General features: G+C 54.4%; 10 protein-coding genes. 2 read left to right on the top strand and 8 right to left on the bottom strand.

Annotation, left to right across the window (positions count from 1 at the left end; genetic code table 11):
• Positions 1-24 precede the first annotated feature (24 nt).
• A complete protein-coding gene (locus tag AC3RCL_RS06670; protein ID WP_492534992.1) occupies positions 25-1,419 on the top strand; it encodes an MFS transporter in 1,395 nt (464 codons plus the stop codon).
• A 309-nt stretch (positions 1,420-1,728) separates the two neighbouring features.
• Here the strand turns inward: AC3RCL_RS06670 and AC3RCL_RS06665 are convergent, their stop codons facing one another.
• The 8 genes from AC3RCL_RS06665 to AC3RCL_RS06630 all read right to left on the bottom strand — a co-directional run bounded on the left by AC3RCL_RS06665 (position 1,729) and on the right by AC3RCL_RS06630 (position 12,596).
• Complete coding sequence (locus AC3RCL_RS06665; protein ID WP_096775256.1) at positions 1,729-3,591, bottom strand: ABC transporter ATP-binding protein; 1,863 nt, start codon at positions 3,589-3,591, stop codon at positions 1,729-1,731.
• A complete protein-coding gene (locus AC3RCL_RS06660) occupies positions 3,572-5,314 on the bottom strand; it encodes an ABC transporter ATP-binding protein (RefSeq protein ID WP_492534990.1) in 1,743 nt (580 codons plus the stop codon). Before AC3RCL_RS06660 ends, AC3RCL_RS06665 begins: the two co-directional genes overlap by 20 nt.
• A gap of 284 nt (positions 5,315-5,598) precedes the next feature.
• The gene (locus AC3RCL_RS06655; protein WP_492534989.1) at positions 5,599-8,913 is read right to left on the bottom strand and encodes an FtsX-like permease family protein; all 3,315 of its coding nucleotides are present in this window, start codon (positions 8,911-8,913) and stop codon (positions 5,599-5,601) included.
• A 10-nt stretch (positions 8,914-8,923) separates the two neighbouring features.
• Positions 8,924-9,625, bottom strand: a complete 702-nt coding sequence (locus tag AC3RCL_RS06650) for an ABC transporter ATP-binding protein (protein ID WP_009591627.1) — start codon at positions 9,623-9,625, stop codon at positions 8,924-8,926.
• 359 nt (positions 9,626-9,984) lie between these two features.
• Positions 9,985-10,575, bottom strand: coding sequence for a hypothetical protein (locus tag AC3RCL_RS06645; protein WP_249732874.1), 591 nt, complete (start codon positions 10,573-10,575; stop codon positions 9,985-9,987).
• A complete protein-coding gene (locus tag AC3RCL_RS06640; RefSeq protein ID WP_213580585.1) occupies positions 10,568-11,599 on the bottom strand; it encodes a C45 family autoproteolytic acyltransferase/hydrolase in 1,032 nt (343 codons plus the stop codon). Before AC3RCL_RS06640 ends, AC3RCL_RS06645 begins: the two co-directional genes overlap by 8 nt.
• A 130-nt stretch (positions 11,600-11,729) precedes the next feature.
• Positions 11,730-12,212, bottom strand: coding sequence for an SRPBCC family protein (locus AC3RCL_RS06635; protein WP_492534987.1), 483 nt, complete (start codon positions 12,210-12,212; stop codon positions 11,730-11,732).
• Between the two features lie 66 nt (positions 12,213-12,278).
• Positions 12,279-12,596: an ArsR/SmtB family transcription factor gene (locus AC3RCL_RS06630; protein WP_015733844.1), complete on the bottom strand. Its 318-nt coding sequence runs from the start codon at positions 12,594-12,596 to the stop codon at positions 12,279-12,281.
• A 160-nt stretch (positions 12,597-12,756) separates the two neighbouring features.
• Here AC3RCL_RS06630 and AC3RCL_RS06625 point away from each other — a divergent pair, with 160 nt between their 5' ends.
• Positions 12,757-13,575, top strand: coding sequence for an AraC family transcriptional regulator (locus AC3RCL_RS06625; RefSeq protein ID WP_096775250.1), 819 nt, complete (start codon positions 12,757-12,759; stop codon positions 13,573-13,575).
• Positions 13,576-13,611 lie beyond the last annotated feature (36 nt).

Genomic DNA, 13,611 nt, shown 5'->3' with positions numbered 1-13,611 from the left:
AACCAAAGGAAAGGGGGAAATCACATGAACGAACATCAACAACCGCAACAGCCGCCGGCTGAAAAATTAATACGCATTCTGGCGTTTACGATGATTCTCTCGTCGATGAGCGCAACCATGTTTAATATCGTGCTTCCGGAAATCAGCCAGGAATTCCGACTTTCCTTCGCCCAGGTCAGCTGGGTATCGTCGATTTACATGCTCATCTATGCCATAGGCTCCGTCCTGTACGGAAAATTGGCCGACACCTATAAACTCAAAAATCTGGTCACCTTCGGATTGCTTCTCTTCTTTGTCGGTTCCATCACGGGCTTGGCCGCACAGGCCTACTGGATGGTGCTGCTGGGACGGATCCTTCAGGCAGCGGGGGCAGCCGTCATTCCGGCAATCGCCATGATCATTTCGGTCCGTTACTTCCCTGCGGAAAACCGGGGCCGCGCACTCGGCATAACGGCGACCGGGCTCGCTATCGGCAACGCGGTCGGGCCAGTGGTTTCCGCATTGGTCGTTAGCACGTTCCATTGGAGATGGCTCTTTTTCATTCCGCTGCTCATCCTGGTCACCCTCCCTCTCTATCGCAAATATCTGGGCAATGAACAGGGCGAGGGCGCACGGATCGATTGGCTCGGCGGCGGCCTTCTGGCCGGAACGGTCGCGCTGCTGCTCCTCTCGGTGACCCAAGGCGGCTGGATATTCGGTTTAGGCAGCCTGATCCTGTTCCTTGCGTTCCTTCTGCGCATTCGTTCGGCTAAAGCGCCTTTCGTCCAGCCCCGTTTATTCCGCAACCCAAGCTATACGGTCGGACTTATCCTCGGCATGTTCATCATGAGCGTCGGGTATGCGCTGCCCTTTCTTACTCCGCAGCTGCTGTCGGATTTGAACGGTCTGGCTCCGGGATGGATCGGATTTGTCATGGTGCCCGGTGCCGTCGTCACGGCCATGCTGGGCGGAAGAGGCGGCAAGCTCGCGGATACCAAGGGAACCCGCTATTTATTCTATGCGGCTTCCACCCTGCTGCTGCTGTGCTTTGCCCTGTTGTCCACCTTTGCTGGCGTATCGCCGCTCCTGATTGCACTGTTCCTGATCTTCGGCAATGTCGGTATCATGTTTATGCAAATCTCGCTCTCCAAGACGATCTCCTTATCGCTGCCCAAAGAGCAAACCGGCGTCGGCATGGGACTGTTCTCCCTGCTTAACTTCCTGTCCGGCGCGATTGCCACCGGGGTTTACGGCAAAGCCGTCGACCTTGGCGCCGCCACCCGCTGGAACCCGCTGAACATGGTACAGGGAGCTTCGACCTACAGCAACATCTATATCGTCTTGGTGGCGTTGCAAGCAGGAATCCTTCTGCTGTTTATGCTGCAATTTGGCAGGACTGCACAGCATAAGCTGCAGGTTCAAACCACCGGATCCAAATAAGGAACGGCAGCCAATGCGGGGGCGTTTGATGAAAACATGCGTGCCCATCCGACTATGATCGGGGCTATTCGCATACAGGCTGCGCAGATCTGAATCCGCGCATGCCGACAAAAAAACCACCGGAGCAACGCTTGGCTGTAAGCCGCTCCGGTGGTTTTGATGATGTCCTGATGCTTTTAATTTGTTAAATGCGATGGCGATGCTGTGGATACTATGGTGCCTGCCCATACCTGGTAACCCTTATACGTCCAAACGCGGCTGCGGGCAGAGAAGAACATGCGCTTCTTCCTCTTGGTGCCGACTCTAAGGTTACATGGCGGCGCGCTTCAGCTGTCCATGATATAAGTCGCTGTAGAACCCTCCCTGCTTCAGCAGCTCATCATGGGAGCCCTGCTCCAGCAGGCGTCCGTCTTTCAGCACCAGGATGCGGTCGGCGGAGCGGATGGTATTCAGACGATGGGCTATCACGAAGCTCGTCCTGCCTTTCATCAATCGCTGCAGCCCTTCCTGGATCTTGATCTCCGTTACGGTATCGATGCTGCTTGTCGCTTCATCCAGCACCAGCATGGAGGGGTTGGCCAGAATCGCCCTTGCGATCGCAAGCAGCTGCTTCTGCCCTTGGCTGATGCCGCTGCCGTCAGGCTTGAGCATTTTGTCGTAACCGTCCTTCATGCGCACGATGAACGAGTGGGCGTTAGCCAATTTTGCGGCTTCCTCCACTTCTTCGTCGGTCGCATCCAGCCGGCCGAAACGGATATTCTCACGGATGGTGCCCTGAAACAGGAACGAATCCTGAAGCACGAAAGCCATCTGCGAACGCAGGCTTTCCCTGCGGATCGAAGAAATGTCCCGGCCGTCCAGGGTAATGCTTCCGCTGTCCGGATCGTAGAACCTGGAGAGAAGCTGGATCAAGGTGGTTTTTCCCGCACCGGTCGGACCGACCAGCGCAATCATCTCGCCGGGCTTTGCTTCAAAGCTGATGCCTTCCAGGGTGTCCCCGTCTTTATCGTAAGAGAACGAGACTTTGTCGAACTTGACCGCCCCCTCCACGCTCTTCAGCGTGACGGCCGCTCCTTCATCCTTCGCTTCCACCTCTTCGTCCAGCACTTCGAATACGCGTTCCGCACCTGCAATGGCGGAGAGCAGCGTATTCCATTGGTTCGCCAGATCGTTCAGCGGTCTCGTAAACTGCCGCGCGTAACTTTCGAATATAATGATGACGCCGATCGTAATATGGCCCTGAATCGCCAGAATGCCGCCAATGCCTGCTACGATCGCAAAGCTCAAGTTGTTGAGCCCGTTCATCAGCTTCGGAATGAAGCCCGATATGCTCTGCGCCCAGAAGCCCGATAGACGAATCCGTTGATTGCGCTCATCGAATTCGCGGACCACCCGTTCCTCCTGGGAAAAAGCCTTGATGATTCGCTGCCCGGACAGCGTTTCTTCAATGTAACCGTTCAGATCCCCCAGATTGCGCTGACGCTCTTTAAACAGCGGGCCGGTTCGGCGGGTAATCCAGCGCATCCCCATCATCATCAGGGGCACGACCAGGAACGTCAGCAGCGTAAGCAGCGGGCTAAGCCATAACATGACGGTTAACGTGCCGATTAAGGTCAGCACGCTCGAGAAGATTTGAATGGCCGAGCTGTTGAGCGTCGAGCTCACGTTCTCGATGTCATTCGTCAGACGGCTCATGATTTCTCCCTGCTGGCGCTTCCCGTAGAACGGAATCGGCAGCCGGTGCAGGTGCGTGAACAGATCCATTCGCATCCGGTACACGGTCTCTTGGGCGATGCCGATCATCCAGACGTTGTGCAGCCAGGTGGTTAAGGCCTGAAGGACATATACGACGGCTAGTCCAACCAGAAAGTACAGCCAGGCGGAATCGATGGAACTGTCGGGATTTCTTACATCATCCAGAAATTTGTCCACCCCGACGCCGAGCAGATAGGGACCCAGCAGCGCCAGGCCCGAGCTGAACATCACCATCAGCAGCACGAGCGCGAGTTTCCCTTTGCGCCGGGCAAGATAGGTCCATATCCTGGAGAGGGTGCCCGACCAGTTTTTCGCCTTGGCTTTCGGCTTGCCGCCACGGCTGCCGCCATCCTTGTTCTTGTCAAGATCCAGCTTCGGTTTCGGGTGACGAAACGGTTCAGTGAATGCCTTGAGCATGATGCTGCGCCTCCTCTCCATACTGGGATTCATAGATGCGTCGATACAGAGCGGAGCTTTTCATCAAAGCGTCATGATTCCCTTTTCCGATCAAACGCCCGTCATCCAGCAGCAAAATCAAATCCGCCGAAGTGGTCGAGCTGATCTTCTGCGTAATCAAAAACGTCGTGCAGGATAAATCCTTGAGGGCATCCAGCAGGGCGCCTTCCGTTCGGACGTCAAGAGCACTGGTGCTGTCGTCCAGAATGAGGATGGCGGGCTTTCGCACGAGCGCCCGCGCAATCGACAGGCGCTGCTTCTGTCCGCCGGACAAATTGACCCCGCGCTGGCCCAGCATCGTGTCATACCCGTTAGGCAGATGCTCAATGGTCTCATGAATCTGAGCTCGGCGAGCCGCCTCCTGAATTTCTTCCATCGTTGCATCCTCGCGTCCCCAAGCAATATTCTCCCGCACCGTCCCGGAGAAGAGCAGCACTTCCTGAGGCACATAGCCGATGCTGCTGCGCAGGTTCACCTCATCGATCGACGCGGCGTCCACGCCGTCTACGAGCACAGTCCCCTTCTCTTCCTCGTAAAGCCGCGGAATCAGCTGGACCAGCGAGGATTTGCCGGAACCCGTGGCTCCCATGATGGCGATGCGCTCACCGGGCTTCGCTTCAAAGGAAATATCCGTCAGGACGTCGATGTCGCTGCCCGGATAACTGAAGCTCACTTGCTCGAATTTGACGCCCCCCTGAATATCCACTTTTCCGGTTATGTCCTTGTTTGCGCCTGCCGCCGTATCCTCCGTGCCCAGCACCTCCTGCGCACGCTGGGCGGAAGCCCGTCCGCGGGAAAAGGCAACGACAACCCAAGACAGGGCTGACATGGCGCCGATGCAGCGCAGGGAATAGTTGACGACGGCGACCACCTCGCCGACGCTGGCACTGCCGGACGCAATATCTTTGCGGCCGAACCACAGGACCGCCATGATCCCGGCGTTCATGACGAGGAGAATAAACGGCATCGTTGTCTCCGTTAATCGCAAGGTCGAGACGGTGGTGCTCATCAGCTTGCCGGAGGTACGGGCAAAGCGCTCAATTTCATGGCCCATGCGCACGAATACGCGGATCAAGCGAATCCCGGTGAGATTCTCCTGGATGACGCCGTTCACCGCATCCAGCCGCTGCTGGACGCTGCGGAACGCATCGGCAGCCCGCTTCATGATCCAAGCGATGAAAATAAACAATACGGGCACGGTCAGCACAAGCAGCAAGCCCAGCTTCACATTCACGACCAGTGCCATGATAATGCTGCCGAGCACCACCAGCGGAACGCGCGTCATGAACCGCAAGCCCATGAACACCGTGTCCTGAATCTGGGTGACGTCGCCCGTAAGCCTGGTAATCAACGATGAAGTGGCGAACCGGTTAAATATCGAATAAGAGAAAGACTGCACCTTGTCATACAATTGATCGCGAAGATCATAACCGAGCCCCTGACTCGTATGCGCCGCAAAAAAAGAGCTGGATATCCCGGCGATGAAGGCTATAATAGCGCTTCCAGTCAAAACGGCTCCCCACATCCATACGACGGACATGTCCTGCTTCTGTATGCCGTCGTCGATGATTTTGGAGATAAGCAGCGGCTGAATCAGCTCGACGGTGAGCTCGATCAGCATCATGGCAAGTGCCGCAATCGCTGCAACGCGGTACTTTTTCAAGATCGAGAAGACAATTCCCATATGCATTCCTCCGAGTGTCGAAGACCCTTATCCTATTTCTTACATCATTTACCCACAGGTCTTCATGTAGTAGCAATATTAGTTCGTACAATGGCTGGATATGTCTATTATAATATATTTTCTCCTAGATCTTGCCGGCGGATGAAAATTATCACCGGAAATCGCATTCCATTACCTCTTCACGCATGGCGCAACATAAAAACCAGGATGAACAGGCAGCGAAAAAGAGAGCCCGTTCACAAGGATCGTCTCCCGCGAAAATGGCTCTCTTGCCGAACTATAGGTTATTCCACGGACTTCAGCGCTTCGATCATGTCGATCCGCTTCAGCTTGTAATGCATGGAAGCCATGACGATGGCCGAGAACAGCAGCGTCAGCAGCGCCGCGTAGCCATAACTGATTTCATGGATGGTGGGACTGAACATCATCGCGTCCACTTCTGCGGTCAGTAGCACGAAGCGGTGCAGGAATATGCCTGCCAGATTGCCCGCTATGATCCCGAGCACGGTCAGGATCATGTTTTCGCGATAAATGTACATGGTTACTTCCTTGTCGTAGAAGCCAAGCACCTTAATCGTCGACAGCTCGCGTATCCGTTCGGATACGTTGATATTCGTCAGATTGTACAGCACGACAAACGCTAGGGCCGCAGCGGACACAATGAGGACGACCACCACGACGTTCATGCTGCCCATCGTATCGCTGAAGGCGTCGCTCACGCCGCTCGTGAAACTCACCATGGCGACCCGTTCGCTTGCGGTTAGCGATTCCCCAAGCCGATCCTCCCACCCCGGATCCTTACGGTCATAAGTCAGCAGCTGGCTGTTCGCTTCGGGCGCTGCGTCAAAAATGTCTTCGTAGTATTTCGGCGTCATGTACACGTAGTGCAAGGCATAGTTCTCCGTAATCCCCGCCACGCGCATTTCAAAGGGTTCATTATCGCTGTTCTGAACCGTGAATGTGCTGCCAATGCCGAGATCGAACAGCTTGGCCAGCTTCTCGGTAATGATCGCGCCGTCATCCGTCAGCGACAGCGTCTGCTCCTGTTCGCGGGGCTTCAGCACGATAAACGAATCGATCTTCTCCGGCGATTGCGGCACGAACAAATTCACATCCTGGCCGTTCACGCCGGGGGCCGCCGCGGTCATCGCCTCCTGGGTCACGTTCAGGATTCCCGTAATCTCCGGAACTCCCGCTAGGCGCTTGTTATAGTCCTCCAGCCCGCCGCTCTCGCCGTTATCTTCTTGGAATACCACGGTCGCCTGGTGCTGCATGATTTTGCCGTATTGCATCGGCGCGATATCCCCGATGGAGTCCTTAAGACCGAAACCGGTCAGAATGAGGGCCGTGCACCCGGCCACGCCGCAGACCGTCATGAACATCCGCTGCTTGTAGCGGAAGAGATTTCGCGCGGTTACTTTTCCAATAAAGCCGAGCCGGTTCCACACCCATGGCACTCGCTCCAGCCATATGCGGGATCCGTTTTTGGGCGCCCTTGGACGCATCAGGACCGAGGCGTTGCTTCGAAGCTCCACCCGCACGGCCACATAAGCCGTCATCGTGGTACAGAGCACAGCCACGACAACCGAGACGATGCTATAGCTGAGATAGAAGCTGGTTCTTACATCGGGCAGATTATACAAAGCGCCGTAAGCATCATAGATGATGGCGGGAAACAGGGTAAAGCCGACGGCCAGTCCGGCAGCCGATGCGGCAACGCTCGCCAGCGTCGAATAGACCAGAAACTTTTTCATCACGTCCCGGTTGCTGTAACCGAGGGCTTTCAGGGTTCCGATCTGCAGCCGCTGCTCCTCAACCATCCGGGTCATCGTCGTCAGACTGACGAGGGCCGCGATCAGGAAAAAGAAAACCGGGAACGCGGTCGCAATGGAAGATAAGCGGTCCGCGTTATCGCTGTACTCGGTATATCCCGGGTTGACGCTGCGGTCCATGACATAGACCTTGGGAAGCTCAAGCTGATCCAGCTCCTTCCGGCCCTCGGCCACTTCCTTCTCGCCGTCGGCGATCTCCCGCATAGCCTTTGCTTTTTCCTCTTTGAATTTCTCCTGACCTTCCCGGTAGTCCGCCTGTCCTTGGGCAAGCTCCGCTTTCGCATTCGCGAGCTTGGCTTCCCCCTCCCGTCTGGCGGCTGCAAGCTCTTCGGTTCCTTGCTTCAACGAAGCCTCGCCCTGCGCGAGCTGACGCTCGGCTTCCCGAAGCTTAGCCTGCCCGTCCTTCAGCTCTGCTTCGCTTGCATCCAGCTTCTGCTCAGCCTGATCCAGCTGCAGCGAAGCCTCGCCCAGGCCACGCTGGAACGCGGAAGCCGCCTGTCGCAAAGCAGCTCCGTCCAATGCGCCGTCCATGAAGCCGGCGACGGCGACCGCTAGTTTCGGATCGGCTGACTGAGCTGCCGAGAGCAGCTCTTGCCTCTGCTCGTCAGGAATGACCTCCGAGTCCAAGCCGGAGATTTGCTGCAGCGCCTTCGCCAATTGCTGTCCTTGTGCCAGCTTCGGCGCAAGCTCCGCCTTTTGCTGATCCAATTGGCTCTGACCCGTCTTGAGCTGATTCCGGCCCTGTTCCAGCTTCTGCTGATTGCGTTTCAGTTCCGCTCTGCCTTGCGAAAGTTCTTGTTCCGCCGCATCGAGTTTAGCCTGCCCTTGGGCCAGCTCGGCCTGAAGCTTGTTCACCCCATCGCGGTACGCTTGCTCGCCTTCATTCAGCTTGAGCCTCGCATCCGTTAACTCCTGCTCCGCATCGGCAAGCTGCCTCTTGGCATCCTCGATTTTGTGCGTCGCCTCGTCCAGCTTCTTCTGACCTTCTGCACGGATTTCCGCCAGCCGCTCCTGCGGCATGGCCTCCAGCGCCAGTTCAACCGCTTCTTTGTGCCGGCTGATTTTCTCGTCATACTCGGCTGTATAAGGAGCAGGTTCCGCCGTGTCATGAAAGGTCAAGTAGACTTCCGTATAAACAGGCAGTTTAAAATCCTTCTCCGGAATAACGGCAAATACATCCGCCGTTCCTTTGCCGATACCGCTCGTTCCCCGGCTCATGCTGCTTATGAACAGCGGGCTTTTCGCTCTTCCAACGACTGTATACGTCAGATGATCAAACGTTTCCCCCAAATCCACTTCCTGATCCGGATTGGTAAAGGTGACCTGATCCCCTATTTTAAATTCGTTTCCTCTCTCTCCTGCATCGATGACGATTTCGCCTGCTGCCTCTGGCATTCGCCCCTCTGTAAGCACATATTGATTCAGATTATTTCCTGGGTCATAGGAGAGCACCTTCGCGATCCGCCCGCTGTCGCCGAGAAATACGTCCGCGCCGTAGCCCGGTTGAACCGCATCCACGCCGGCAACCCGTTTCAGCTTTTCAATATCGCTTGGTTCGAGACCCAAGGTCGATTGAACCTTAAGGTCCATCAGTTTTAAATCCTTATAGTAGTGATCCGCCGTATCCAGCATATCAGGCCCGGTGGCCTTGATCCCCGCGAAAAAGCCAACGCCGAGCATAATAATCGCAAAAATGGACAGAAACCGTGCCTTTGTCCGCGATATTTCCCGGAAAATATCAGTCCATAACGCTTTCTTCTTCATCATCGATGTCTCCCTACCACTCAATGCTGTCTACGGAAACGGGATTCGGATTCACCACCGTCTTCCGAACCTTGGCATTGTTGATCTCGATGATTCGATCGGCCATCGGTGCCAGGGCAGAATTATGCGTAATGACGATAACGGTCGTTCCCGTGTGGCGGCAGGTATCCTGGAGCAGCTTGAGCACCTGCTTCCCGGTATGGTAATCAAGCGCACCCGTGGGTTCATCGCAGAGAAGCAGCTTCGGCTGCTTGGCAAGCGCCCTGGCAATCGCCACCCGCTGCTGTTCGCCGCCGGACAGCTGTGCCGGAAAATTGTTCAGGCGCTGCTCCAGGCCGACATCCCGCAGCACTTGCTCGGCATCCAGAGCTCGGGGCGAAATCTGCGAGGCTAATTCCACGTTTTCTTTTGTCGTCAGATTGGGAACCAGGTTGTAAAATTGGAACACAAATCCGACGTCATTGCGCCGATATCCCGTCAGCTCCTTGCTGTTGAACTTGGCTATGTCCGTTCCATCCACCAGCACTTGCCCCTCATCGGCGGTGTCCATGCCGCCCAATATGTTCAGCACCGTGGATTTTCCTGCCCCGCTGGGACCGACGATAATCGCGAACTCGCCCTTTTCGATCTCCAGGTTGATTCCGTCGTTGGCTACAATGGTGGTCTCGCCCATCCGATAGCGCTTATATCCATCCTTAATGCTCACAAAAGCCATGTCACTCCACTCCCAACTCATCGTTGCCTTTTCGGCCTGGAACGTTATGTAGAAAATTAGGTAACCCAAGCGGTCTATAAGCGCGTCAGCTGCAGGATGGTCAATCGGCGTTTGCCTAAACCTGTGCAGCGGACTATTCTATTTGCGTGTTCTTCGTTGTTAGATTCACTTGTTTGGCTTGTCCTGATCCGTGAATCCATCTTTAAAACCAGTGTAGCATAAACAAATCCGCCAATGAAAACGCTGAACCGCCCCAGACGGCTAAGTCACAGAATGTTCCAAATTCGGCATGCACGAACGGCACAAAAAACGCTCCTTCACCCGGAAGAAGCGCTCATAATAAAGCCATGATAAACATCCTATGATTTCCAGAAGATCGCCCGGTCCTCCGCACGAAGCTTCGTTACGAAACCGGAAGGGTCCTGAGCCGTGTACTCGATCGAATCCACGATCCATCTGCCCCCTGCGTGCTTGTATTGAATCGTGGCCAATCCGGTATCTCGGAGACGATGCTCGCTGGTTCCCGTCTCATGGCTCGCGTCGGTCATGAGCTTAAAATAGGGATCGATCCGTTTGACTTCTTGAGCAAGGGCTTCTCCTGGAACCAAAACATCAAACTCGCTCCGCTCCGGGAGGCGGCTAAGCCGCCATTGATCCGTGAGATGTCCACCTCTGGGATAAAAGAACGAAACCAGCTTGCTGCCATCCGCCATTTCGTGAATTTCATACGTATAGTCCCGTTCTTTTCTTACGATATCCGGTTTGCCGTATTGGCTTTCTACTGTATATGAATCCGGGGCATACGACATTAGCAATCGATATAAAAAAGGAATGTTGATCTCGTTCTGAAGCGTAATATCCTCATCGGCTTTTCCGGCACAAAGCAGCAGGAGGACTAACAATGCCGCGATTGCACCCAAGCGCAATCCTGCTGCCCGAGCTTTAAACACGCTGTCCGTCCTCATATCCATCGATATGTCCCGTCAACGCCGCTTCGGGGATATCTTGGCCCCGGATCCACTCCCTGAACGAAAAATCAAGCACGCCGCCCTGAGCAAGCGAGGTCATGACCCTTCCATCTTCGAAGGCGTACGAAAAGGTATGCAGCGTTCCGAACAAATCGTCGTAATCCGTAAAAAACAACGGGGACTTTGGATCCTTAAACAAACCGAAAGCCTCGGTTTGGGTTAACCGTTCCGCATCCAGGCTGTCGAGGTAACGTTTACGCCGCAGGGAATGCTCGATGGCAGGCCTGTTTTTGCCCGTCAACGCCTCATAATGGTTAACGCAGGCAATTGCCGCCTCCCCGCCCGCACGGGGAATCACTTGGTCCGGGCTTGCCTCGACAACGGCCATGTTGCCCCGTGCATCTCCTATTGAAAAGTTATAACAAGCCGCATGGGGAATATGGCGCAGCATATAAGACGCTTCTTCTGCCGTACTGCACGATTCCAGTATCATCCGAACGCCGACCCAAGGCGACAGTCCCGTCCGGTATCCGTCAAAGCTGACAAAATGCAGCCCGGCGGCAAGCCCTTGCTCATTCACCCCGTCATGCCTGCCTATGGCCTGCAAATTATAGCCCGCGGTTGCCAGGCCTTGATCGGCTTGAGCCACAGTAAAATAACCATCGTAAAACGCAGGCGTAAAATCGTAATTTCTTACGTAATACGAGGCCGTGATCATCGCCGAGCAGCCCATGGCCGCGATTTTCGGGACGTCGTATCCGCCCAAAAGCGCCGCGGCTTTGGGAAAGGACATTTCCAAACCTTCCGCCAGTCCTTCAAGCTCCGTTAGCAGCTGCGGGGCAAACTCGTTATAGATGCTCTTCAACTGTTCCGTGTCGATCTCCGGTTTGGTGGCCGCTTCGAAAGCTTTCAATATGGGCTGATTTCGCAGGCTGCGGCCCAGCTTAAGCCCGTTATGATAGTTATCTTCTCTAAGCTGCAAGATGTTTACCTTGTAATCCGGCATTTTGATCCCTCCACCCAGACGGTATTACATATGGGAATATATCCCTCACCCGATTATAGATGGAATTCACCCTCCTTCCAATAAAAAAAGCTCCAACCCCGCATGTTTGCATGCTGGGAAGGAGCAAAATTTATGCTCGGGGCAATTGTTCAAATACGTGAACGTATTGCTCGTATTTTTCGGACCAGGCGTCTTTGCGCGATTCAAGCGTCCTGCCATCCAGCAGTGCCTCAATGACGTCCAGGCATACGTCCCAACCGGCAATATCCTTCGGCGTATGATCCGTGATGTTCGTTATCGTCTCGATCAACACCAGACGGCAGCCTTCGGCCTCGAGATGCAGCTCAAAACGCACCCGGTCCTCTCCCCACGTATACTCCAGTACCGATAACTCCCGATAGTCCGTAATCTCAAACTCCTCGAACGTTCCGTCCTGCATGTCAAAGGTAATTCTTCCGCCTTGGCGCAAATCCTCCACCTTCAGCTCCGAAAACCACTGCTTCAGCTTGTCATTATCCGTTAAATAGGACCACACCTTCTCAACCGAATGCTTCAGGCGGCGTTCAAATCGGACGGTCGTTCCGAACTCGTCTTGCCGTACAACAGCCAGCATCACTCATCCTCCTCATGGAATGTTTGATTCAAAAATGGTTCTTCCAATCCGGCGGCCTTAGGATGATTACGGAGCTTCATCCTCATCCAGCAGCCTCTCCAGATCATCCAGCTTGTTCGTCCAGAACTGCCGATAGGGCTCCAGCCAGTCGTGGATCTCCTCCAGAGGCTTGGCATTCAGGCTGTACACATGCCTCTGTGCTTCTTTCCGCAGCGAGACAAGGCCAGCATCCCGCAAAATGCGCAGATGTTTGGACACGCCGGGTTGGCTGAGCTGCATGAGATCTACAATCTCCCCCACCGTACACTCTTTCACGCGCAGGTAGTCCAATATCGTCCTGCGGTTCGGCTCTGCCAATACTTCAAAAAGGTTGTCGTTCAACATGTTTATTATATTACTACACAGTTATATTTCCGTAAAGTTATATAATAGACTCACGCCGTCTTTGAACAAACATAACGCCTTCTTTATAATGTAGCTATTGATGTCCGGTTTTAACACGGTAATACGGGATTGCCCCAGTCAAGAAGGAGGAGTGACGAAAATGCCCGATATTATATTTTTGCGCGACCCTGCTCTGCCGTTTTTGGAAATCAAACAATGCGATGCTTTGGATCATCTGGCCTACAAAAAGCATTTTCACGAAGAAATCTCCATTGGTCTCATTGAGCAAGGGGCTACCCGCATATGGTCTGCCGGGAAACGGTATGAGGCTGCTCAGGGACATATTGTGCATTTCCCGCCGCTGCTCCCTCATGCTTGCCATCCCCAGAATCCCGCCGACTGGAAATATACGATGGTTTTTATCCATCCCCGGTGGCTCGACCCTGCGCCTGCCCGCTATCATCCCTCCCAATCCGATATGCCCATCCTGCTGCCGAAATATCAAAACGATCGCTGCCGAAATCTGGTTCATTCCTGCAGAATTGGGCTTCAGCAAAAAGCCACTCCATTGGAGATTGAATCCATGCTGATGGCATTAATGCGGGAAACGGGCCTGCTTCAGGAGGAAAGCGCCTCGGTGCCTGGCGGCAATGTGCCTGAATCCCCGGCTATGCTTCGAGCGAAGAAGTATTTGGATCATCATTACAAAGACCGCATTACACTCGATACCCTGCAGGACATATCCGGGATCAGCAAATTCCACCTCATTCGGATGTTTACGGAAACCTATCATCTTGCTCCGCATGCCTACCAAAATTTATTGCGCATCAATTATGCGAAAGAGCAGCTGTTACAGGGGAAGACCATCGCCGACGTTGCTGCCGAGTCCGGGTTTTACGATCAGAGCCATTTCACGAGAGCTTTTGCCGGGTGCGTGGGGACAACGCCTCTTCGGTATGCGAAAGCAGCGTCATCTTAAACTAACCGCAATTTTATACAATACCGCCTCGCGCAG

It is taken from the genome of Paenibacillus sp. MT86 (assembly GCF_058792535.1).
The sequence above is the reverse complement of the archived record's forward strand: the minus strand, read 5'-3'. Positions and strand labels throughout refer to the sequence as shown.

Excerpts from the sequence above, each read along its gene's own strand:
- AC3RCL_RS06625 (WP_096775250.1), top strand. The coding sequence starts at position 12,757 with ATGCCCGATATTATATTTTTGCGCGACCCTGCTCTGCCGTTTTTGGAA.
- AC3RCL_RS06670 (WP_492534992.1), top strand. The coding sequence starts at position 25 with ATGAACGAACATCAACAACCGCAACAGCCGCCGGCTGAAAAATTAATA.
- AC3RCL_RS06630 (WP_015733844.1), bottom strand. The coding sequence starts at position 12,596 with ATGTTGAACGACAACCTTTTTGAAGTATTGGCAGAGCCGAACCGCAGG.
- AC3RCL_RS06650 (WP_009591627.1), bottom strand. The coding sequence starts at position 9,625 with ATGGCTTTTGTGAGCATTAAGGATGGATATAAGCGCTATCGGATGGGC.
- AC3RCL_RS06665 (WP_096775256.1), bottom strand. The coding sequence starts at position 3,591 with ATGCTCAAGGCATTCACTGAACCGTTTCGTCACCCGAAACCGAAGCTG.
- AC3RCL_RS06635 (WP_492534987.1), bottom strand. The coding sequence starts at position 12,212 with ATGCTGGCTGTTGTACGGCAAGACGAGTTCGGAACGACCGTCCGATTT.
- AC3RCL_RS06660 (WP_492534990.1), bottom strand. The coding sequence starts at position 5,314 with ATGGGAATTGTCTTCTCGATCTTGAAAAAGTACCGCGTTGCAGCGATT.
- AC3RCL_RS06655 (WP_492534989.1), bottom strand. The coding sequence starts at position 8,913 with ATGATGAAGAAGAAAGCGTTATGGACTGATATTTTCCGGGAAATATCG.
- AC3RCL_RS06640 (WP_213580585.1), bottom strand. The coding sequence starts at position 11,599 with ATGCCGGATTACAAGGTAAACATCTTGCAGCTTAGAGAAGATAACTAT.